Source organism: Dyella humi (genome assembly GCF_044904605.1).
GTDB lineage: Bacteria > Pseudomonadota > Gammaproteobacteria > Xanthomonadales > Rhodanobacteraceae > Dyella_B > Dyella_B humi.
The window spans coordinates 443,559-464,626 of sequence record NZ_JADIKI010000023.1 but is presented as its reverse complement, the minus strand read 5'-3'; the positions used below and the strand labels follow the sequence as shown (position 1 = coordinate 464,626).

Annotated in this window: 20 protein-coding genes and 1 tRNA gene; 9 read left to right on the top strand and 12 right to left on the bottom strand. The window is 62.5% G+C overall.

What is annotated here, in order from left to right; translation table 11 throughout:
* Positions 1-16 precede the first annotated feature (16 nt).
* Together ISP18_RS13360 and ISP18_RS13355 are read right to left on the bottom strand one after the other, a co-directional pair.
* Complete coding sequence (locus ISP18_RS13360; RefSeq protein ID WP_380012655.1) at positions 17-886, bottom strand: methylated-DNA--[protein]-cysteine S-methyltransferase; 870 nt, start codon at positions 884-886, stop codon at positions 17-19.
* A 70-nt stretch (positions 887-956) separates the two neighbouring features.
* Positions 957-1,232, bottom strand: coding sequence for a hypothetical protein (locus tag ISP18_RS13355; protein WP_380012652.1), 276 nt, complete (start codon positions 1,230-1,232; stop codon positions 957-959).
* Between the two features lie 76 nt (positions 1,233-1,308).
* Between ISP18_RS13355 and ISP18_RS13350 the strand changes: the two genes are divergently transcribed.
* Positions 1,309-1,653 carry a Rieske (2Fe-2S) protein gene (locus ISP18_RS13350; RefSeq protein ID WP_380012650.1) on the top strand — a complete coding sequence of 115 codons (345 nt, stop codon included), beginning with the start codon at positions 1,309-1,311 and terminating at the stop codon, positions 1,651-1,653.
* A 20-nt stretch (positions 1,654-1,673) separates the two neighbouring features.
* On the opposite strand, the gene ISP18_RS13345 is transcribed toward ISP18_RS13350, so the two are convergent.
* The 6 genes from ISP18_RS13345 to ISP18_RS13320 form a co-directional block, all read right to left on the bottom strand.
* Complete coding sequence (locus ISP18_RS13345; protein WP_380015833.1) at positions 1,674-2,954, bottom strand: nucleotide sugar dehydrogenase; 1,281 nt, start codon at positions 2,952-2,954, stop codon at positions 1,674-1,676.
* Positions 2,955-3,035: 81 nt separating this feature from the next.
* Positions 3,036-4,853, bottom strand: coding sequence for an SLC13 family permease (locus tag ISP18_RS13340; protein ID WP_380015831.1), 1,818 nt, complete (start codon positions 4,851-4,853; stop codon positions 3,036-3,038).
* 247 nt (positions 4,854-5,100) lie between these two features.
* Positions 5,101-5,802: a tRNA (guanosine(46)-N7)-methyltransferase TrmB gene (trmB, locus tag ISP18_RS13335; protein WP_380012647.1), complete on the bottom strand. Its 702-nt coding sequence runs from the start codon at positions 5,800-5,802 to the stop codon at positions 5,101-5,103.
* A gap of 70 nt (positions 5,803-5,872) precedes the next feature.
* A complete protein-coding gene (locus ISP18_RS13330) occupies positions 5,873-6,673 on the bottom strand; it encodes a thiazole synthase (protein ID WP_380012644.1) in 801 nt (266 codons plus the stop codon).
* A 26-nt stretch (positions 6,674-6,699) separates the two neighbouring features.
* On the bottom strand, positions 6,700-6,900 hold the full coding sequence (gene thiS / locus ISP18_RS13325; RefSeq protein ID WP_380015829.1) for a sulfur carrier protein ThiS: 201 nt from the start codon (positions 6,898-6,900) through the stop codon (positions 6,700-6,702).
* 143 nt (positions 6,901-7,043) lie between these two features.
* Positions 7,044-9,128, bottom strand: a complete 2,085-nt coding sequence (locus ISP18_RS13320) for a DUF6600 domain-containing protein (protein ID WP_380012641.1) — start codon at positions 9,126-9,128, stop codon at positions 7,044-7,046.
* Between the two features lie 204 nt (positions 9,129-9,332).
* Between ISP18_RS13320 and ISP18_RS13315 the strand changes: the two genes are divergently transcribed.
* From ISP18_RS13315 to ISP18_RS13290, 6 genes are all read left to right on the top strand, one after another.
* Positions 9,333-9,406: transfer RNA gene (locus ISP18_RS13315), tRNA-Gly, on the top strand.
* Positions 9,407-9,458: 52 nt separating this feature from the next.
* A complete protein-coding gene (locus ISP18_RS13310) occupies positions 9,459-9,908 on the top strand; it encodes an ATP-dependent zinc protease family protein (RefSeq protein WP_380012638.1) in 450 nt (149 codons plus the stop codon).
* The gene (gene rimK / locus ISP18_RS13305; protein ID WP_380012635.1) at positions 9,905-10,831 is read left to right on the top strand and encodes a 30S ribosomal protein S6--L-glutamate ligase; all 927 of its coding nucleotides are present in this window, start codon (positions 9,905-9,907) and stop codon (positions 10,829-10,831) included. Before ISP18_RS13310 ends, rimK begins: the two co-directional genes overlap by 4 nt.
* Before the next feature lie 385 nt (positions 10,832-11,216).
* Positions 11,217-11,903, top strand: coding sequence for a response regulator transcription factor (locus ISP18_RS13300; RefSeq protein ID WP_115494911.1), 687 nt, complete (start codon positions 11,217-11,219; stop codon positions 11,901-11,903).
* On the top strand, positions 11,887-13,179 hold the full coding sequence (locus tag ISP18_RS13295; RefSeq protein ID WP_380012632.1) for a sensor histidine kinase: 1,293 nt from the start codon (positions 11,887-11,889) through the stop codon (positions 13,177-13,179). Before ISP18_RS13300 ends, ISP18_RS13295 begins: the two co-directional genes overlap by 17 nt.
* Before the next feature lie 111 nt (positions 13,180-13,290).
* Positions 13,291-13,629 carry an endonuclease domain-containing protein gene (locus ISP18_RS13290; RefSeq protein WP_380012629.1) on the top strand — a complete coding sequence of 113 codons (339 nt, stop codon included), beginning with the start codon at positions 13,291-13,293 and terminating at the stop codon, positions 13,627-13,629.
* 101 nt (positions 13,630-13,730) lie between these two features.
* Here the strand turns inward: ISP18_RS13290 and ISP18_RS13285 are convergent, their stop codons facing one another.
* Positions 13,731-15,113: an L-serine ammonia-lyase gene (locus ISP18_RS13285; protein ID WP_380012626.1), complete on the bottom strand. Its 1,383-nt coding sequence runs from the start codon at positions 15,111-15,113 to the stop codon at positions 13,731-13,733.
* A gap of 77 nt (positions 15,114-15,190) precedes the next feature.
* On the opposite strand from ISP18_RS13285, the gene ISP18_RS13280 reads away from it, so the two are divergent.
* Complete coding sequence (locus ISP18_RS13280) at positions 15,191-15,424, top strand: glutaredoxin family protein (RefSeq protein WP_380012623.1); 234 nt, start codon at positions 15,191-15,193, stop codon at positions 15,422-15,424.
* A gap of 100 nt (positions 15,425-15,524) precedes the next feature.
* Here the strand turns inward: ISP18_RS13280 and ISP18_RS13275 are convergent, their stop codons facing one another.
* Genes ISP18_RS13275 through ISP18_RS13265 form a run of 3 tightly spaced genes read right to left on the bottom strand, consistent with a single transcriptional unit; the run spans position 15,525 to position 17,277 of the window.
* Positions 15,525-16,085, bottom strand: coding sequence for a YceI family protein (locus tag ISP18_RS13275; RefSeq protein ID WP_380012620.1), 561 nt, complete (start codon positions 16,083-16,085; stop codon positions 15,525-15,527).
* Positions 16,082-16,663 carry a cytochrome b gene (locus ISP18_RS13270; protein WP_380012617.1) on the bottom strand — a complete coding sequence of 194 codons (582 nt, stop codon included), beginning with the start codon at positions 16,661-16,663 and terminating at the stop codon, positions 16,082-16,084. Before ISP18_RS13270 ends, ISP18_RS13275 begins: the two co-directional genes overlap by 4 nt.
* Positions 16,660-17,277, bottom strand: a complete 618-nt coding sequence (locus ISP18_RS13265) for a YceI family protein (protein WP_380012614.1) — start codon at positions 17,275-17,277, stop codon at positions 16,660-16,662. Before ISP18_RS13265 ends, ISP18_RS13270 begins: the two co-directional genes overlap by 4 nt.
* A gap of 172 nt (positions 17,278-17,449) precedes the next feature.
* Here ISP18_RS13265 and ISP18_RS13260 point away from each other — a divergent pair, with 172 nt between their 5' ends.
* A complete protein-coding gene (locus ISP18_RS13260; RefSeq protein WP_380012611.1) occupies positions 17,450-21,061 on the top strand; it encodes a hybrid sensor histidine kinase/response regulator in 3,612 nt (1,203 codons plus the stop codon).
* Positions 21,062-21,068: the final 7 nt, after the last annotated feature.

Sequence of the window (21,068 nt, the reverse complement as noted above, 5' to 3'; positions counted from 1 at the left end):
GGAGAGGGAGTAGGTATTACGAAGCCTTGCTTGCGCCGCGCTGCTCTTCCTGTGCCAGCAAGGCGCGCTTGCGCTCCACGCCCCAGCGCCAGCCGCCCGCCGAGCCGTCCTCGCGCACGATGCGATGACACGGCACGATCAGGGCCAGCCGATTGCTGCCGCACGCCTGTCCGATGGCACGTGCGGCGCCCGGTTTGCCGAGTTCCGCGGCAAGTTCGCCATAGCTCTTGGTGGTGCCAGAGGGTATGCGCGTAAGCGCTTCCCATACGCGCCATTGGAAGGCGGTCGCGGCGACGTCGAGCGGCGGCATGTCCGGCGCTGCGCGATCGCTCCAGCCCAGCTCGCTGGCGATGCGCGCAATCACAGCGTCCAGCCATTCCTCGCGCCCGTTGTCGACGCGTTCGCGGGGGGCCTTGGGGAATTCGTCCGCTAGCCGTTGTTGCAGTTCTTCATCGCTCGCGCCCAGCGTGACGGCGCAAATACCTTTCGCCGTGGCGGCGACCAGCAGCTGGCCCAGTGGCGTGCTGGTGGTGGTGTAGCGAATGTGTGCCCCCGCGCCGCCAGCGCGATAGCTGGCCGGCGTCATGCCGAGCAGGCGGTTGGTATGTTCGTAGACGCGGCTGCCGGAACCGAAGCCGGCGTCATAGACCGCATCGGCGACGGCAGAACCCTTGCGCAGCGCACTTTTGAACTGGCCGAAGCGGCGCGCGCGATGGTATTCGGCCGGGCTCATGCCATAACGGCGGCGAAACGCGCGCTGCAGGTGGCTGGGGCTCAGTTTGGCCGCACTGGCCAGGGTGGCGAGCGAGGGGGCTTCCGTCGCACGCTCGATCAGCGCGCGCACATGTTCCAGCGGAGCTTCAAGGGTGGCGAGAGAGTTGCGCATGGCCATATCCGAAGGGGATTTGCCGTCAGCTTAGGCGTGCCACCCGACGGCAGCTATCCGGATTTTGCGCTTAGTGATGCGCCACCGGACGCGAGTGATGGATGACCACGTACTCGCCTTCCAGTACTTCCGGCTGGCGTGCCTGCCGAGCGGCGCCCGGCATCGCGGCGCGACCGCGCTTCCACTGCCGCCAGACCAGCCACAGCGCGCCGCCGACGGTCAGCACGCCGGCCACGACCAGCCCGAACACCATCAGCACGCCAATGACAATCAGGCCTAGCACCACCGATAAAGCCTGGGCGAGCGGATGACGACGGCGGTACTGAAGCGAATGAACGGCGCGCATGTTAAAAATCCGTGTGGTAAAATCAAGGACTTACGCGCGTAACGATGAGGCCATAGAGCCTCCAAGGCAAGTGCCGATGGAAACAGCCGCATCCCCTCTTTATCTTTGCCGGCTGCACGATATGCCTGACGGCGAAGCCATGGCGCTGGACGTGATGCTGCCGGGAGGCGAGGAAAGCGTGATCCTGCTGCGGTTGGGCGAGCGGGTGAACGCCTGGTTAAACATTTGCCCGCATGCTGGCCGTCGCCTGGACTGGGCGCCGGGCAAGTTCTTGGTGTCGAAAGGCATGCTGGTTTGCGCCGCGCATGGTGCCTGCTTCGGCGTGGATACCGGCGAATGCGTGAGCGGCCCTTGTCGGGGCGAAAGCCTCCGGACGGTGCCGGTGCGCGTGGAGCAAGGTAACGTGCTGTTGGATGCGTAGGCTGGGATTGTTATCCCAACCTACAGCCGCGCATCTACCAGTTCCTTTGGCAACACACCCTTGATGTCGTACACCACGCCGTGGGGCATGGCGAGCGCACGCACGTCGTAAGCGACGCCGGCTTTGAACTGCTCATGCGCCACCGCGAGCACGACAGCCGCGTAGCTTCCTTTCGCTTCCACGCTCGGCAGCAGATTCAAGCCGTAGTGCTTGCGCGTTTCCTCGGCGTCGGCCCAAGGGTCGTGCACGTCGACGGCGGCGCCGAAGCTTTGCAGTTCGCGCACCAGGTCGATCACGCGCGTGTTACGTAGGTCCGGGCAGTTTTCCTTGAAGGTGAGGCCCAGCACCAGCACGCGGCTGCCGCGAATGGCATGGCCCTGGCCGACCATCAGCTTGATCACCTCGGCGGCCACGTGTTGGCCCATTGCGTCGTTGATGCGGCGGCAGGCGAGCAGAATGTCAGGGTAATAGCCGGTGGATTGCGCTTTTTGGATCAGATAGTACGGATCGACGCCGATGCAATGACCTCCGACCAGGCCGGGTTGGAACGGCAGGAAGTTCCACTTCGTGCCCGCGGCCGCGAGCACGTCCTGCGTGTCGATGCCTAAGCGATGAAAGATCAACGCGAATTCGTTGATCAACGCGATGTTGGCGTCACGCTGTGTGTTTTCGATCACCTTGGCCGCCTCGGCCACCTTCAAACTCGACGCCTTGTGCGTGCCGGCCGTGATGATGCGCGCGTACAACGCGTCGACGAAATCCGCCGTTTCTGGCGTGGAACCGGAGGTGATCTTCGGGATCGTGGTGAGCCGGCGCAGCTTGTCGCCGGGATTGATGCGCTCGGGGCTATAGCCCACGGTGAAATCGGTATTGAACTCAAGGCCGGAAGCGCGCTCCAGTTCGGGCACGCAGATTTCTTCCGTAGCACCAGGATACACGGTGGATTCGTAGATCACCACGTCGCCGCGCTTGAGCACGCTGCCGACCATCTGGCTGGCGCGGATCAGCGGCATGAAGTCCGGACGCTTGTGCTCATCCACCGGCGTGGGCACGGTGATGATGAAGACGTTGCGATCGCGCAGTGCCTCCAACTCGGTGGCAAAGTACAACTGTGTGGCGGCGCGCAGTTCGTCTTCGGAGGTTTCCTGGTTGCCGTCCGTGCCTCGCTGCAAGGACTCCACACGCGCGGCGTCGATGTCATAACCGAGCGTATCGAGGAGGCGGCCGAATTCCACGGCGAGCGGCAGGCCGACATAACCGAGTCCGATCACGGCAAGACGAGGGTCGCTGGGATGAGTGATCACGGGTCTTTCGCCAGGTATCGAAGTAAGTGTGAGGCCAAGAGCCTGCGCGCAGGATACCTGCTCATGCCGAACCAGGCGCTAGCGATACATAAGGTTGATCATCACCATCGTGATGATCAGCACGATAAAGGTGAGCGGCACGCCCGCGCGCAGGAAATCCTTGGCGTTGTAGTCGCCCGGGCCGGTCACCATCATCAGCGCCGGATGGCCGGAACTGAGCAGGAAGGTGTTGGACGAAGACACCGCCACAATCAACGCATAGGCGGAAGGATTGCCGCCCGTGGCCACCGCCACGCTGATCGCCACCGGCACCATCATCACCGTGGCGCCCACGTTCGACATCACCTGCGAAAACAGCAGGGTGAGGATAGCCAGCGACGTCTGCAGCACCCACGGCGACGCATGCCCCAGATGCAGCAGCACCTCCTGCGCTACCCACGCGGCGGTGCCGGTGGAATCCATCGACCAGCCCAGCGGAATCAGGCAGGCGGTGACGAAAATCGTTTTCCAGTTGATCGCCTTGAACGCCTCGTCCATGTTCAGCACGCCGGTGAGCAGCATGCCGACCGCGCCGGTCATCATGGCGATGGAAAGGTCGAGGTTGGTGAACAGCGCAAGTCCCTTGGCGAGCAGGAAGAAACTCACGGCCTGCCAGATCTTGTTGGGGCGCTGTTCTTCGCGCGGGATGTCAGTGACGACCACCAGATCCTTGTCTTCGGTGGCATCCTGCAAGGCCTTCCAGCTGGAATGCAGCACTAGCGTGTCGCCAGTGCGCAGGCTTACCGAGCGAAGGTCATCGCGGTATACCTGATCGCCGCGCGTTACCGCCAGCACCGAGATGCCATAGCGCTTGCGTAGGCGCAGCTCGCCGACCGATTGTTTGAGAAAACGCGAGCTAGGTGGGATGACTGCTTCGGAAATGCCCGCGCGCGTGGGATTGAACAGCTCGCCCAATTGCCGCATACGCGGCGAAACGCGACATAGCTGGTTGTTGGCGAATCGATTCAGTTCCTCGCGCGGCCCCAGCACACCGAGCACCGAACCCACCCAGATCACCTGGTCGGCCGGTGGCGCCATGCGCGCGTCGTTGCCACTTTTGATCGCCAGGATCAGTGGCGCGCCATGCAGTTGTTCCACCTCGCCGATGCTCATCCCGACCAGCGGGCTTTCGGCGGTGACCGTGAGCTCCGCCGTCTCGCCGACAATGCCGTAGGTTTCGGCGAAGTAGCTCTCGGTACGACCGGGCGTCACTTTCTGCCGCTCATCTTCGCGTTCTGGCAGCAGCTTGTTGGTGTAGAGGTAGAAGAACAGCACACCGGCTACGGCCAGAGCGAGGCCCACCGGCGTGACGCTGAAGAGCCCGAACTTCGGCACCGTCTGCGCGCCGGGCGGCAGGTTGGCGTTGGCGCTGGCGATCAGGTCGTTGAGCACGATCAGCGGCGAGTTCGCGATCAGCGTGGTGTTGGTGGCAGTGAGGATGCAGAAGGCCATCGGCAGCAGCAGGCGCGAGATCGGCACACCGGTGCGCGCGGAAAGGCGGCTGGTGACCGGGATCATCAGCGCCGCCAGCGCCTGGCTGGGAATCACCGCGCTGAACAGGCTGGTGACGGCGTTGATCACCACGCCCAGCCGCGATTCCTTGCCGCGCGCCATGCGCATCACGAATTGCGCGGTAAGACCCAGCACGCCAGCGCGATCCAGCCCCGCGCCCATGATCATGATCGCGATGATGGCGATCACCGCGTTACCGGCGAAACCGTTGAACACGCGGTCGGACGGAATCAGCCCGGTAAGGCCGATCACCACGACCACCAGCAAGGCCACCATGTCGGCGCGAATCCATTCCAGCACCAGCATGAGCATGGTGAAGCCCACCAGCCCCAGCACCAGGATCATTTCGGGGGTGAGGGTCAGCGCCACTGTCGACCATCCCTGTCGGGCACGGTGGGGTGGATGCGATTGGGCAGCTCTTGCTTCACGCGGATGGCTCGTCCCTGTTTAACGCGGGAGTATAAGCGTCTGCGTGGGATGGCTGGTGAACCGTTGCCGCATCTCGGGTGGTCGAGGAGCATCACATGCACGATATCGGCTGCACCTCACCGCCAACCTACGAGTTACGCCGGGCCAGTTGTATGCGGCGGTATCAGCGCTTGCGGTAGAGCAAATCCCACACCCCATGCCCGAGCTTCAGTCCGCGCCGTTCGAAATGCGTCTCGATGCGCCACGCGGGCTTCTCCGCAAACTGCCCTGGCCCCACTTCGTTGCACCAGTCAGGCGCGGCTTCCATCACTTCCAGCATGTGCTGCGCATAGGGCTCCCAGTCGGTGGCCAGATGCAGCAGGCCGCCGGGCGTCATGCGTGAAGCAAGTAGGGCGACGAAGCCGGGCTGCACGATGCGCCGCTTGTTGTGGCGTGTCTTGTGCCAGGGGTCGGGAAACCAGATGCGCACCTCGGCCAGCGAGCCGGGGGCGATTTCGTTTTCCAGTACTTCCACTGCATCGTGTTTGTACAGATGCACGTTGGCGGCATTCCGCGCGGCGAGGGCATTCATCAGCCGGCCGACGCCGGGGCCGTGCACCTCCACGCCGAGGAAATCGCGCGCTAGGTCGTGCTCGCTCGCCCACGCCAGCGCCTCGCCGTTGCCGAAGCCGATCTCCAGCACGCGCGGTGCTTGGCGGCCGAAATGTGTGTCGAAATCCTGCGCCTTGCCGGTGTAGTCGATGCCGAAGCGCACCCAGTGCGTTTCGAACGCGCGTTGCTGGGCGGGCGTCATGCGGCCTTCGCGCAGGACGAAGCTGCGGATGCGGCGGAGGTGTGGGTTGTCGTGGTCGGAATGATCAGTCATTGAGGTTCTGGCGTGCTCTCACTGAGAGAGTCCCTCTCCATTCGGGAGAGGTGCTCTGTTCCGGAGGGCGTTAACCAATCGTCCCGTCAATCGGACTCGACGCCGATGCAAACCGCTTGCGCGGAATCCGCCCAGCGCGGAAGGCAGCGCGGCCGGCTTCGATCGCCAGCTTCATCGCGTGCGCCATCAGTACCGGATCCTTCGCGCCGGCGATGGCGGTGTTCATCAGCACGCCGTCGCAGCCCAGCTCCATAGCAATCGCCGCATCGGAAGCCGTGCCCACGCCGGCATCGACGATGATCGGCACCTTCGCGTTCTCGATGATTTCCAGCAAGTTGTATTTGTTCTGGATGCCGAGGCCGGAGCCGATCGGTGCGGCCAGCGGCATTACCGCTACGCAGCCGATCTGTTCGAGCTTTTTGGCCAGGATGGGATCGTCGCTGGTGTAGACCATCACGTCGAAACCATCGGCCACCAGTTGCTCGGCGGCTTTGAGCGTTTCGACCACATCGGGGAACAGCGTGCGTTCGTCGCCCAGTACTTCCAGCTTCACCAGCTTGTGGCCGTCCAGCAACTCGCGCGCCAGCTTGCAGGTGCGCACCGCGTCCACGGCGTTGTAGCAGCCGGCCGTATTGGGCAGCAGCGTGAATTCGCCGGGCGGCAATGCGTCGAGCAGGTTCGGTGCGTTCGGATCCTGGCCCAAATTCACGCGGCGGATGGCTGCGGTGACGATCTCGGCGCCGGCCGCCAGGGTGGCGCGGCGGGTTTCGTCCAGATCCTTGTATTTGCCGGTGCCGGTGAGCAGGCGCGAGCCGTAGCTCTTGCCGGCGATGACCAGGGAATCAGTGATGTCGTGAGTTTTGATATTCATACCTGGGGTGCTCCGGCGGCGAGGGCTCAGCCGCCGCCGATGGCGTGGACGATTTCCACCTTGTCGCCTTCGCGCAGGGCGTAAGCGTCATGCTGGCTGCGCGGCACGATTTCTTGATTCACTTCGACCGCCACGCGCCGACCGGCATAGCCGGCCTCGTGCAGCAATTGGGTGATGGTGAGGTTGTTGCCGCAGTCGCGCGGATGGCCGTTGAGGTTGATCTGCATCTGGCCATTGTAGCGGCAGGCCCCCGTGGTTGGCCTGCTTTTGGGGTTCACCCGGGTTATCCAGGTTTTTCATTCGGTGCAAACAAGGTACGCAGCCTCGGTCGCCATGCCCTGCGCAAGCAGGGCATGGCGACCGAGGATCGCTAGTGCTGACTGTCGCCCTTCGACGGTGGCGTGTAATGCTGCGGATGCGGTGCGTTCTGCTGTGGATGTGGTTGCGCCTCGGGACGCGCCACCTCCGGATGCGCGTACTGCTGCGGCATCGGCTGATACGAGGGCACGGGCTGCACTTCGCGTGGTGCTTGCATTTCACGGGGCTGCTGTTCCGGCACGTATTGATGCGCACGCTGCGCGGCGTCGAAGCGCTGTTGTTGCTGTTGCTGCTCGATGATCGCCTGCCGCTCGCGCTCCTGCTGCACGTAAGGTTGTTGCGGTGGCGTGTAGTGAGGTGCTTGCTGTATCGATTGCGGCGGCACGTAATGGGGCGCTTGCTGCACTGATTGCTGTGGCGTGTAGTGTGGTGCCTGCTCCACCGATTGTGGTGGCACGTAGTGCGGCGGCTGCTGTGCTTGATGGATCTGCTCGGCCGGTGCGAAATGCGGCACTTGCGGCAACGTGGGTGCGGCCGGACGTGGAGCGGCTTGCGGCTGCGCGGGCGCGTTATATCTCGGGAACGTCTGTCCGGACACCACTCGTGGCGCCACATGCTGCGGCACGTTCAGTACGCGTACGTTGGAAGCGGGCTGCCCTGCATGGAACGATGCGGCCGCCGCTGCAGCCGGCGCGCGTATCGCCACCACCGGACGATTGAACCCGGCGGCCGGCAACGGGCGTGCATTCGCGTTGCGTGGCGGGCCGAAGCTGGTTGGCAATGGACGCTGCAGCGTGGCCGGCGACATCACTGGCGCGCCGGCTAGCTGTTTGGGATCCATGTGCGACTGATAGCTCTGCACATTCCGTGCGCTTGCAAAGGCTTGTGCAGGTACGGAGGTGAACGCGTGCGGCACATCGCGATTGGTGTAGTTCACGCCGGTGATCGGGCGACCGTCGCGATAGAAGTTGTACTGATTATGGATGTTGTTGATCACCGTCACCTGGTTGATGTTGCGTGCGATGCGGATGTTGGTGACGTTGACGTTGGTGTAGTAGTTGCGCGAGGCGCGGTACCACGGGTTGTACACCTCGTGCGGACCGAGCGGGAACCAGCCCACGGGGCCGCCCCTGCCGATGCCGACGAAGGCGACCAGCGCCGGCGCATAGATGGGTCGCGTGCGGGGTGGGCACGGTATCCATCCCCATCTGTTGCGCAGGTGTACCCAGCGGCCATAGTGATAAGGCGCGAACCCCCAGGGCATGGCATCTACCCAGGTCCAGCCCCATGGTCCGACCCATACCCAGTGCCCGAGGCTGTAGGGCGCCCAGTCGGCGGCCACCGTGGTCGGGTACCACACAGCACCGTAGTCGTCGTCCTGTTGCCAGTTGCCGTATTGATTCAAATCCTGCGCGCCGACCACGTCCGGCGACACATATTGCTCAGTATTGGCGTTGGTGTACTGCGCATCGCGGTCGTTACTCCAGGCGTCGAAAGCGTCGCGGCCCTGGATGTCGCTCACCGTCATGTCGTTCAACGAGGAATCGTTGAACTGGTAGCTGCGTCCGCTGAATACCTCACGCTGCGCGCTGTTTTCGCCATAGACGATGCCGCCGCCGTCGAACGCGGTCACGGTGGTGCCGTTGCCGTTGGCGCCGACGTCCACGCGGAACGTGCCGGGCTGGTTGATCACCAGGGCGACCGTCGGCGTGTCGATCTCGTAAGTTGCACCCTGGTCGATGCTGCGCACGGTGATACTGAGCGTGCCTTGCGTCAGCTCGAACTGGCCGATCTGGTCGTTGAGGTTGAGCACGCCGATATCGCTCTGGCTGTCGATGCGCAGTGCGGCGCCGCCCAATTCCAGTTCGGCGCGGGCGTCGGGGCCGCTGGACAGCTTGTCGCCGTTGGTCAGCGGTCGGTTGACGTCGGCGGCGCTCCAATCGGTGCCGCCCGCCGGCATCAAGCCCAGGTCGCCGGAGGTATACGAAAGCCGGGCGACGCGGGCCGGGGGATCGGCGGTGTCGCCCTGGCTATCGTCCGTCTGGGCCAAGGCCAAGCCGGTGCATAGCAAAAGCGCAACAGTCAGAAGGATGCGCCATCCGCGCGAACATGACTCGATAGCATTGAGCACACGCATGGGACTCTCCATTGCTGCAGCACGCGAAACGGTCGCGCCCCGTGTTCATCCGTGTATGTGTCAATCATCTTGCGGATGGATCATGAGCGTTGCCTTAGGGCCGTAACCGCCGTTGCCGATGGTTTAGGAAGGGCGGCACCGAAAACCGGATTCGCGTCCAGGATTCCCAAAAGCCGCATCCCCCGGTTACCATCGCCGGACGTTGCGGGTGTAGCTCAATGGTAGAGCTGTAGCTTCCCAAGCTACTGACGAGGGTTCGATTCCCTTCACCCGCTCCATCACCCCTTCCGGTCCCCACCGAGACTCTCAGACCCGACAGCGTGTGCTGACATGGCGGACGTGATCACCCTCGGTTGGCGGGAACGGCTGGCATTGCCCCAGTTCGGCATTCCTTTGCTCAAGGTCAAGCTCGACACCGGCGCGCGCAGCAGTTCGCTGCACGTGGATGAACTGGAAACCTTCATCCGCGACGGCCACACCTGGCTGCGCTTCATGGTAGGGCTGGGGCGACGCTCGGTGCGGCAGGTGCAATGCGAGGCGCCGTCGTGTGATCGGCGTGTGGTGGTAGATACTGGTGGCGGGCGCAGTGAGCGCTGGTTCATTCGCACTGAAGTGATGCTGGCCGGCGAGCGTTTTGAAGTTGACATAAATCTGACGGATCGCAGGCACATGCTGTTTCCTATGCTATTGGGGCGCACCGCGCTGGTCGGTCGCTTCAAGGTCGATCCCGCACTTTCCTATACCTTGCCAAAGCCCGCGCACATACAGCCCCATCTATGAAAATCGCCATCCTTTCGCGTAATGCGCGGCTGTATTCCACCCAGCGTCTGGTGGAAGTGGCGCGTGTACGCGGCCATGTGGTGCGCGTGCTCGATCCGCTGCGTTGCTACGTGCGCATCGCACCGGGCGAAGTGGAGATCCGCTACAAGGGTAAAGCGTTGCACGACATCGATGCGGCGATTCCGCGCATCGGCACGTCCAGCACGTTCTACGGTACGGCTGTGCTGCGCCAGCTCGAAATGATGGGCGTATACACACCCAATTCCTCCGATGCGGTGCTCCGAGCGCGTGACAAGCTGCGTTGTCTGCAGATTCTCGCCGCCAAGGGTCTGGACATGCCGGTGACGGTGTTCGGCGACAACCCCGACGACACCACCGACGTGCTGGACTTGCTGGGCGATCCGCCGCACGTGATCAAACTCAACGAAGGCAGCCAAGGCACCGGCGTGGTGCTGGCGGAAAAGCGCAGCGCCTCACAAAGCGTGGTGGAAGCGTTTCGCGGCCTGTATGCCAACTTCTTGGTGCAGGAGTTCATCGCCGAGGCCAAGGGCAGCGACCTGCGTTGCTTCGTGGTGGGCGGGCAGGTGGTGGCGGCCATGCAGCGTGAGGCGGTGCCGGGCGAGTTCCGCGCCAACCTGCATCGCGGTGGCACCGCCGTGGCGGCCAAGCTGACTCCCGCCGAGAAGCGCATTTCGGTGGACGCGGCGGCGGCCCTGGGCTTGGGTATCGCCGGTGTCGACCTGTTGCGTTCCAAGCGCGGCCCGCTGGTGCTGGAGGTCAATGCATCGCCGGGGCTGGAAGGTATCGAGGCGGCATCGGGCGTGAACGTGGCCGAGCACATCATCCGTGACCTTGAGCGACACGTCGGCAAGGAAAAGAAGCGGGGAGAGCCCCGTTCACGCAGCGTCGACAATTCCAACTAAAGCTGTAGCGCGTGGGCTCACTCGGCCGGCAAGCCTTGATGCATGCGCCTTTGCGGCATACCTCACTCTGAATTTTGCGAAGGCACCAAGTGACATTAACCTGCCAGTGAGTGCTGGTTAACTATCGCGTAACCGCCCGCCCCCTATAAAGGCACCACTGTTTGTTTGCCCGCCACTTCAATACGCAAGTGCGATAGCAGACGACGGTATCGGGGCAGTAGCTTCAGCCCGGGTGCAGCGACGCACGGTCGCCGTATCCGGGCTTTTTCTTTTCTGGCGACCCTGCAAACGCTGGCGTTCATCATGGCGCTTAACATTTGCGCCGTTCACTCGTTAAGCTTGCAGGCACCGCTGGCCTTGCGCCGGCTGCGTAGCGGAGAAACGCATGCGCGTTCTAGTGATTGAAGATAACAGCGATATCGCGACCAACATTGGCGATTATCTGGAAGATCGCGGCCATGTAGTGGATTTCGCAGGAGATGGCGTCACCGGCCTGCACTTGGCCGTGGTGCACGACTTCGACGTCATCGTGCTGGACCTCACCCTGCCAGGCATGGACGGCCTGGACGTGGCCCGCAAGTTGCGTCACGAAGCCCACAAGCAGACCCCCGTGCTGATGCTGACCGCCCGCGACGCGCTCGAACAGAAGCTCACCGGCTTCGAGTCCGGCGCGGACGACTACATGACCAAACCCTTCGCCCTGCAGGAGCTGGCCGCGCGCCTGGAAGTGCTGGCGCGCCGCGGCAAGGGCCCGCAGAGCCGGGTGCTGAAGGTGGCCGACCTCACCTACAACCTGGATACCCTCACGGTGACCCGCGACGGCAAATCCATCCAGCTCAACCCCATCGGCCTGAAGTTGCTGCAGGCGCTGATGGAAGCCAGCCCCTCCGTCGTCACGCGCCAGGATCTGGAGCAGAAAGTGTGGGGCGAGGAACTGCCCGACAGCGACAGCCTGCGCGTACACATCCATGGCCTGCGCGCCGCGATCGACAAGCCGTTCGAAAAGGCCTTGATCCACACCAGGCACGGCATCGGTTACCGCATGGTCGATCCGGATGCAGTCCAGGCGTAAGCTGCGGTTCCGCCTGATCATCTCCTTCGCGCTGTTCGGCTTCGGCCTCAGCGCGTTGTTTGCTGTGGCGTCGTTGTATGTGCGTGCCAAGGTCGAGAACCAGCTGATTAATGCCAGTCTGCAAAGTGACGTCGACCAGGCAGTTGAGAACACGCATAGCAGTCCTGAGCAACCGTCGCGCTCTCAACTTATCGATGCATGGATGTGGAGCGATCGCACCATCTATAAAGCGCCGCTCGCCTGGCAGAACCTTGCCCCAGGCGTGTACGACATGCACGACGTGGACAAGGATGGCCGGACCAGGCATTACAAGCTTGCGGTTGCGCGCAAGTACGGCTTGATCGGCTTCATCAGCTACGACATCAGTCGCGAGGATCTGGGCAAGCGCCAACTCGTTACGTCGCTGGTTGCTTCCGTCATCCTGTTCAGCCTGCTGTCTCTCGCGATCGGCTTATGGTTGTCGCGCAAAGTGCTCAAGCCGGTGAGTGAACTGGCGCTGCGTCTGCGGGATTTCCGCAAAGCAGGACGCGCCGAACTCTTGGCGCCGCATTTTGCCGACGACGAAGTGGGCGAGCTCGCGCAAGCACTCGACGAATACGCCTCGCGGCTTACCGCAATGGTGGAGCGCGATCGCGAGTTCAATTCGGATGTGAGCCATGAGCTGCGTACGCCGCTGGCGGTGATTTCCAGCACCACGGAGTTATTGCAAGGCTCGCCCGACCTCACCGACAAGCTACGCGAACGCCTCAAGCGCATCGAACGCGCATCACGTCAGGCGACGGAACTGATCGAAGCGCTTCTGTTGCTATCTCGCGCCGAACGTCGTGGACCGACACGCGGTGAAACCACCGAAGTTGCCAAAGTGGCTTCCGACGTGATTGAAAGCCAGCGCCCACAAATCCGCGACAAACCGATTGAAGTGGAACTGACGCAGGGCGATCCAGTGACCGTCAACGCGCCGGCATCCGTATTGTCGGTGGCGCTCACCAATCTGATCGGGAACGCAATCAAATACACCCTGGAAGGTCGCGTGACAGTGCAGGTGGAAAAGGGTCGCATCGACGTGATCGACACCGGTCCCGGCATCAAGCCCGAAGACGCGGAACGTCTGTTTCAGCGCGGCGTGCGTGGTGAAGGTGCGGGCGGCAGCGGCGCAGGTTTGGGGCTCGCCATCGTGCGCCGTTTGTGCGAACTCTACGGTTGGGATGTATCGATCAGGCCGCGCACGGATGCCAATGGCGCCATTGCCAGTATCGTGTTCGAGCGTGGCAGTTAGATAGCCTGGAAACTTCCATGAAAACTTGATCCTGCAAGAGGCCGCTCCCTTCCCTGCTTGCAGGGGAGGGTTGGGGTGGGGTGAACACTTGCGATGAAGCAACGGATTGCGATGCAGAAAACATGGAAACATGCTCGTCACTTGCGAACATTTGCCACGGATGCGGAACGCCTTCTATGGCATCACTTGCGTGGCCGGCAGCTTGGCGAATACAAATTTCGGCGCCAATACCCAGTAGCCGGGTACATCGTGGACTTCGTTTGCGTATCAGCCAGGCTCGCCATCGAACTGGATGGTGGACAACATTTGGATGCGACCATCTACGACGCAAAGCGTACGCAACTCATCGAAGCACATGGCTACCAAGTATTGCGCTTTTGGAACGATGACGTGCTACTGCGTACCACTGATGTGTTGGAAAAGATTTGGCGACTGCTGCACGAAACGTAAATTGCTTGGGAAAGCCTGAGGCTAGTACTCACCCCACCCCAACCCTCCCCTACAAGCAGGGGAGGGAGTCATTCCCGGCATTGTGAGGGGTGTTCAAAAGATCAGCACTCGATTACGTTGACCGCCAAACCTCCGCGCGACGTTTCCTTGTACTTGTCCTTCATGTCGCGCCCGGTATCGCGCATGGTCTTGATCACCTTGTCGAGCGACACGCGATGCTTGCCGTCGCTCTTCAATGCCATGCGGCTGGCGTTGATGGCTTTTACCGAACCCATGGCGTTGCGTTCGATACATGGGATCTGCACCAGGCCACCGATGGGGTCGCAGGTGAGGCCGAGGTTGTGTTCCATGCCGATTTCGGCGGCGTTTTCGATTTGCGCAACGCTACCACCAAGTGCTGCGGTAAGGCCGCCGGCAGCCATCGAGCAGGCGACGCCTACTTCGCCCTGGCAGCCCACTTCCGCGCCGGAAATGGAAGCGTTCTCCTTGTAGAGAATGCCGATCGCCGCGGCGGTGAGCAGAAAATCGATTACGCCGTTCTCGTCGGATTTCGGGCAGAAGCGGTGGTAGTAATGCAGCACGGCCGGAACGATGCCGGCGGCGCCGTTGGTCGGCGCGGTGACCACGCGACCGCCCGCGGCGTTTTCTTCGTTCACCGCCAGCGCGTAGAGATTCACCCAGTCGAGAATGGTGAGTGGATCCCTGAGTGCAGCCTCGGGCTGGCCGCGCAGTTCCGCCGCCATCGCCGGCGCGCGCCGCGCGACCTTGAGTCCGCCGGGCAGCACGCCGGACGAACGCAGGCCGCGCTCTACACAACCTTGCATTGCCTTCCAGATGGTGAGCAGACCCGCACGCACGTCGGCTTCGCTACGCCACACCTTTTCGTTTTCCATCATCAGCTGTGCGATGGTCATGCCATGTTGCTCGCATAGTGCAAGCAGTTTTTCGCCGGTGTGGAATGGGTAGGGCTGTTCGGTGGTGTCGGCAACGATGCGGTCTTCCGCCGCTTCATCGTGATTGACTACGAAACCGCCGCCTACCGAGTAGTAATCACGCGTGGCCAGTTCGTGGCCTTCGGCATCGTAGGCGGTGAAGCGCATGCCGTTGGTGTGGAACGGCAGCTTCTGGCGTTTGTTGAAAACCAAGTCGCGCTTTTCGTCGAATTCGATCTCGTGCTTGCCGAGCACGAGGATGCGATGGGTGGTGCGCACACGCTTGAGGATCTCCGGAATGTGGTCAGGATCGACCGTATCCGGATGCTCGCCCTCGAAGCCGAGGATCACGGCCTTGTCGGTACCATGCCCGCGACCTGTCATCGCCAGCGAGCCGTAGAGCTCCGCACGCACCTGCGCAACGCGATCGAGCACGCCTTTTTCTTCCAGCCAGCGCTCGGAAAAGCGCGCGGCTGCGCGCATAGGGCCCACAGTGTGGGAGGAAGAAGGGCCGATGCCGATCTTGAAGATATCGAAAGCGCTGACCGCCATGGGGAAGACTGCGAGGGTGGGGATGAACCGGCTATTCTACGCGGGGGTTTCATCCGGAGCATTCTGCAAGCGCACGTATGGTCCACTTCGTGCTCTATCAACGTGATTATTGTCACCTGTGCGATCAGGCGCTGGCGGTGCTGGCCGAGGCTCGCGTGCCGGATTTCGACAGCGTGTGGGTGGACGACAGCGAGGAACTAGAGGATCGCTACGGCACACGCGTGCCCGTGCTATGCGATCGGCGCAACGGACGGGAGCTGGATTGGCCGTTCGATGCGGCAGCGGTGAGGCGCTGGATCGGGCTTGCGTGATGGGACGTAGGTTGGGATGCAGCATAGCCGTACCCCAACGCGGCAATAGGTACAGCAATGTTGGGGTTCGCGCGCGCTCACCCCAACCTACGCGAAGAGACTATTTCGCGCTGAGTACCAAGTGTGCCGTCACCTTCACATCCGGTCCGATCACCGACGTATCCGCGTACTGGCCGCCACCCACGCCGAAATCCAACCGCTTCACGGTGCCGGTCACATCCAGCGTGGCGCCGGTACCTTGTGGCTTGAACACCACGTTCAAGCTCACCGGCTTGGTTACGCCGCGCAGTGTCAGCATGCCGTCGGCGACTACTTGGCTGCCTTGCTGATGGAAGGCGGTGGTGACGAAATGCGCCTGCGGGAATTTCGCGACGTTGAAGAAATCCGGGCCGGGAAGCGCGCTGTCACGATCGTTGTCGCCGGTCTTGCCGCTGGACAGATCGACCGTCACGTCGAACTTGGAAGCGGTCAGTTTTGCCGCGTCGTAGCTGATCGCAGCGGTCCACTTGTCGAAATGTCCGTCGAAATTGCTGCCTTGGAAGTTGCTGGTGAAGCCTAGCGTGCTACCTGATTGCACGGCGTAATCAGCAGCGCCGGCGATACACGGCGCCATCAAAGCAAGCACCAGGGCGAGCGAGCGGGACTGCATGCGGATGTTCATGAGAGATCTCCTGAGGGAAGCTTGTTCTGGCGCGCGCGTGCGAATGGCAGCATGCGGCGCAATACGTTGTCCTGGTCGAAAAAGTGATGCTTCAGCGCAGCGCCGACGTGTCCGATCAGCACCAGCAGCAGCAGATAGAACAGCCACTCGTGCACCGTGCCCGCGAGATGCGAAAGCTCGTCGTTCTTGGCGGCCAACGGCGGCAGGTTGAACAGCTTGAACCATTGCAGCGGATAACCGTGCAAGGAATTGAACAGCCAGCCGCTTAGCGGCATGGCGAGAATGAATCCGTACAGCAGCACATGCGTGGCGTGCGCCACGATGCGCTGCCAGCGCGGCATCGGTTCGTCCGGCGGCGCGCGATCATAGAGCCGCCAGGCCAGACGCAGCGCGAACAGCGCCAGTATGGTCAGGCCGATCGACTTATGCAGCGCATAGATGTTGATCTTGCTGATGGAAGGGGCCATGTCGGTCATCAGCAGACCCCATATGCCGTTGCCGAGGATTCCCAGCGCCACGATCCAATGGAAAAACCTGGCGACCGAACCCCACTGGTGGTCGTCACTACGCAAACTCATGAATGCTCCTTGTCGTTATTCGAAGTTTCGCGAATGCCTTCCAGTTCCAGCCAGATCGCGACGCTATGGCCCACGGCATTGGGAAAGCCGTTGATGCCGAATGCGGTGCGGTCGAGCATGGCGGTGGCGGAAAAGCCCGCTACCGTATGCATGCCGTAGATCGTCTTGCCGATGCGGTTGACGCGAAATGGAATGTCGATCGGCTGGCTGACGCCATGCAGGGTGAGCGTGCCGTGCAGCACGCCGTGCGTGTCGTCCTTGCGCTCCACCGACGTGCTGATGAAATGCGCGGTCGGATAGGTCTTGCAATCGAGCAGCGAAGGCTTACACGCAGCGTCGTTCCACGCGGCATCGCCAAGGTCGATGCCGCGCATGTCAATATCCAGCTCGGTGCCGGATTTGGACCAGTCGTCCGGATCGAAACGCAACCTGCCCTGGGCGACATGCAGTCGTCCCAGTGGACGCGAGAAGCCGTCGTGATCGATGCTGAAGACGATCTGGCTATGCACCGGGTCGTAGCGATAGTCGCTGGCGGCCGCGAAGGCGGCCTGCTGCATCGACACATAGCCGAAACATGACATCAGCAGCAGTTTGGCAAGTTGGCGAAGTCGCATTCTGCGAGTCTGGCGGAAACGCTGCGGGTCTGCCAGCGCGGGCGCAGGAACGGATTGTTGCGCTGCGAGGAACAGCAGCAGATGCGGCGAGCGGACGGATTTGGCATGATTTCGTCTTGTGGAGCGCGCGGGTAGGGTGTTCGCTCCGCCTGACGTGGCTGAGGGCCCACTAGTGGCAGTATTCGTGTTGGGGCTGGGGTTCCTGCTGGGTACGTTCGTGCCTGGCAATCCCATGTCAGCGGCCTCCGTAGCGACCGCGCCTGTTCCGCCGGCGGCGATCCATGCGCCGGATGTCGCTCCGTTGCCTACACCGCAGTTCCGCCGCTATGGCATCCAAGACGGGCTGCCCAGCAGCGGCGTCTACGCTGTGGCACAAGATCGTGATGGCGCGATGTGGTTCGGTACCAAGGGCGGCATCGCCCGTTTCGATGGCGTGCACTTCGAAGTGTTTCGCCATATCGAGAACGACCCGGATTCGCTTTATTACAACGAGATTTCCTCGTTGATCGTCGACAAGCAGGGCATGCTCTGGGCCGGCGGCCTGGACGCGGGTCTGAACCGCTATGACCCTGTTACCCGCAAGTTTGCGCACTGGGGTCACGATCCGGCCAATCCGCAGAGCCTGGCCAGCGATCGTGTATGGGTGGTTACGCAGACACCTGACGGCTCGATCTGGGTAGGCACCGGCGAAGGGCTGGACCGTATGCTGCCGGATGGGCACGGCTTCGAGCATGTGGTCAACCCGCTGATAGGCCTTTATCCCAGTGATGTCGGTACGGTGTGCGCGCTGTACGTCGACGCCAAGGGCCGCCTGTGGGTCGGTTCCGACCGGGGTGTGTTCCGTCGCGATCTGGACGGCAGTTTCGTTCGCATCAAGCCCGACGATCCGGATCAATCGATGGAGGCCTGGCGCATCGATGGCAACGGCGATGAAGTACGTATCGCCACCGAACGCGGCTTGCTGATTGTCGGAGCCGATGGCGTGGCGCGCTTGTTTGGCGCACCGGTCATTCCGCACAAGACCAACGTCATGGCCAGCACGCGTGATGCTGCCGGGCGCCTATGGATCGGCACGCAGCGCGGCATGTATCTGCAGGCACGCGCGAACGGGCCGATCATTGGACTGGTCAACCAGCCGCTGCTGCAGGGCAATCTGCCCGGCACCTGGGTATACCAAACGCTGATGGATCGCGAAGGCGGCCTGTGGGTCACAATGCTCGACGGCGGCGTGGCCTATCTCGCGCCAGGCTGGAACAGCTTCAGCCACTTCACGCACATTCCCGATGATCCCGGCAGTCTGCGCGATTCGATGGCCACGACCATGGCGCGCGGGCGCGATACCCGGCATGTATGGGTGGGCCAGCGCGATGGGCGCGTCGACCGGCTCGATCCGGTCACCGGTCAGGTGGAGCACATCCTCAACGGCCTGGGCGGCGACGTGGTCGGCATGACGGAAGACAATCGCCAGCGCTTGTGGATTGCCGCGCAAGGCACTTTGTATCGCTACGACTACGCGCATGACCGGCTGGATCAGGTGGACCCAACGCGCAGCCTGCTCGATCGTCCGCTGGAAGTCGAACCTGGCGTGGACGGCATGATGTACGCGCGCACCTTCGGCCACGGCATTTTCCGTATCGACCCGGAAACGATGGCCGTATCGCCGGTGGCGATGGACAAGCCGAACGAGAAGGTGATGTGGGGCAGCCAGATGACGCTCTACAAGGGCACGTTCTGGTATGCCAGCGACGGCGGCTTGATGTGGTTCGATCGCGCGCAAGATCGCTTCGTCATGGTGCCGGGCGTGCCGGCCGGCAAATCCATTCAAGCCTTCGATTTCGATCGCACGGGCATATGGCTGGCGACCGAGGACGGCCTATTGCATTACCACCTTCAGGGGCGGCGCCTGGTGGAGGATCGCTCGGTGGATGCCGAGCACGGCTGGCCCTCGTTACGCACGATGGACCTGGATGTCGACTGCCTGGGACGCGTGTGGGTATTCAGCATCGACGGCTTGTGGCGCTTTGATCCCACGCTGGGCAGCCTCCATGAGATCGGTCTGCAACATGGCCTGGCTAATGGCGAGTTCGGACGTGGCTACGCACTGCTGCCCAATGGGTATCTCTATGCGGCGACGAATGGCGGCGTGGTTGGGTTTGATCCTGACAAGCTCGATCCCCCACCCATCGCGCCCACCTTGTCGGTGACGCAGATCACCGTGCAGCGCAAGGGCATGACGCGTCATCTGTCGTTGAATTCGCAGCCGATTCGGGTCAGCTGGCGCGATAGCCGGTTGAATATCCAGGCCAGGGTGTTTTCCTATATCAACACTTCCGCCAATCAGTATCGATTCCGCCTCAACGGTTTCGATAGCGATTGGCTGGATCGCGACAATCATGGCGAGCGCGAATTCACCGGCCTACGCAGCGGCGATTACACGCTGGACATCATGGCCCGCGGTTCGGAAGGCCAATGGGTGCAGTTGCCCGCGTCGCTGCATATCGTGGTGCAATCGCCGCCGTGGCTACGCTGGTGGGCGTGGCTGGTGTATGCGGGCGTGACGGTTGCGATCGGGTTTTTGGTGCTGCTCGCGTGGCGCCGTCGCATGGCGCATCAACATCGCATGCAACTGAACGAACAACGGCATCAGATCGCCGAGCAGGCAAGCGCGGCGAAGAGTCGCTTCCTCGCCACGCTCAGTCATGAAATCCGCACGCCGATGACCGGCATGATGGGCATGGCCGAGCTGTTGCTGGCTACGCCCTTGAACGATACGCAGCGCGAATACGCCCAATCCGTGCAGCGCGCGAGCAACGTACTGCTCAAACTGCTGAACGATGCGTTGGATTTGGCGCGCATCGAAGCCGGCAAGCTGGTGTTGGATCCCGCGCCGTTCGAACTGCGGCCATTGCTGCAGGATGCCGTCCGCTTGCAGAAAGGCGGAGCGCAAGTGAAGGGGCTTGCACTGGAATTGCAACTGGATGAAAACGTGCCGCCCTTGCTGATCGGCGATGCGTTGCGCATTCGCCAGGTGCTGCTCAACCTCGTCAACAACGCAGTGAAATTCACCGAGCGCGGCGGCATCCATATCCACGTGGGTTGGGTGGAGGGTTCCCTGTCGCTGGATGTGAGCGATACAGGCCCAGGCATTTCCGAAACGAGTCGCGTGCGCCTGTTCAATCGCTTCGAGCAGGAAGAAAGCCCGCAGCGCAGTATCGGCAGCGGCCTGGGGTTGTCCATCTGCAATGAACTGGTCGGCCTGATGGGCGGCGACATGACGCTGGAGTCGGCGCTGGGCAAAGGCAGCACGTTCCGCGTGCGGCTGCCTTTGCAGGTGGCGCAAGAAACGGCGCAGACCGTGCCGGAGTGCCACAGTCAGGAACGTTCGCTGGATGTTCTTCTGGTGGAAGGCGATCCCACCTCCGCGAACGCCATCCGCGGCATGCTGGAGCATCAAGGCCATCGTGTGCGTCATGCGAGCCACGGTCTGAATGCACTTGCGGAACTGACGGTGGAAGCGTGCGACGTGATCCTGCTCGAGCTGGATCTGCCCGGCATCGACGGACTGCAAGTGGCGCAGCTGATCCGCCATGGCGAAGTGGCGGGCCGGCATGTGCCCATCGTCGCGACGACCACGCGCGACGACGAAGAAGAAATTGTGCGTGGGCGCCAGATAGGCATCGATGCGTTCTTGCGCAAGCCGCTGACCGGCGCGCAACTTGCGGCGGCGTTGAAGGAAGCGCTGATGGCGCGGGCTGGGGCGCCGAGAGAAATGAATCCGGCGTAGCCACCTT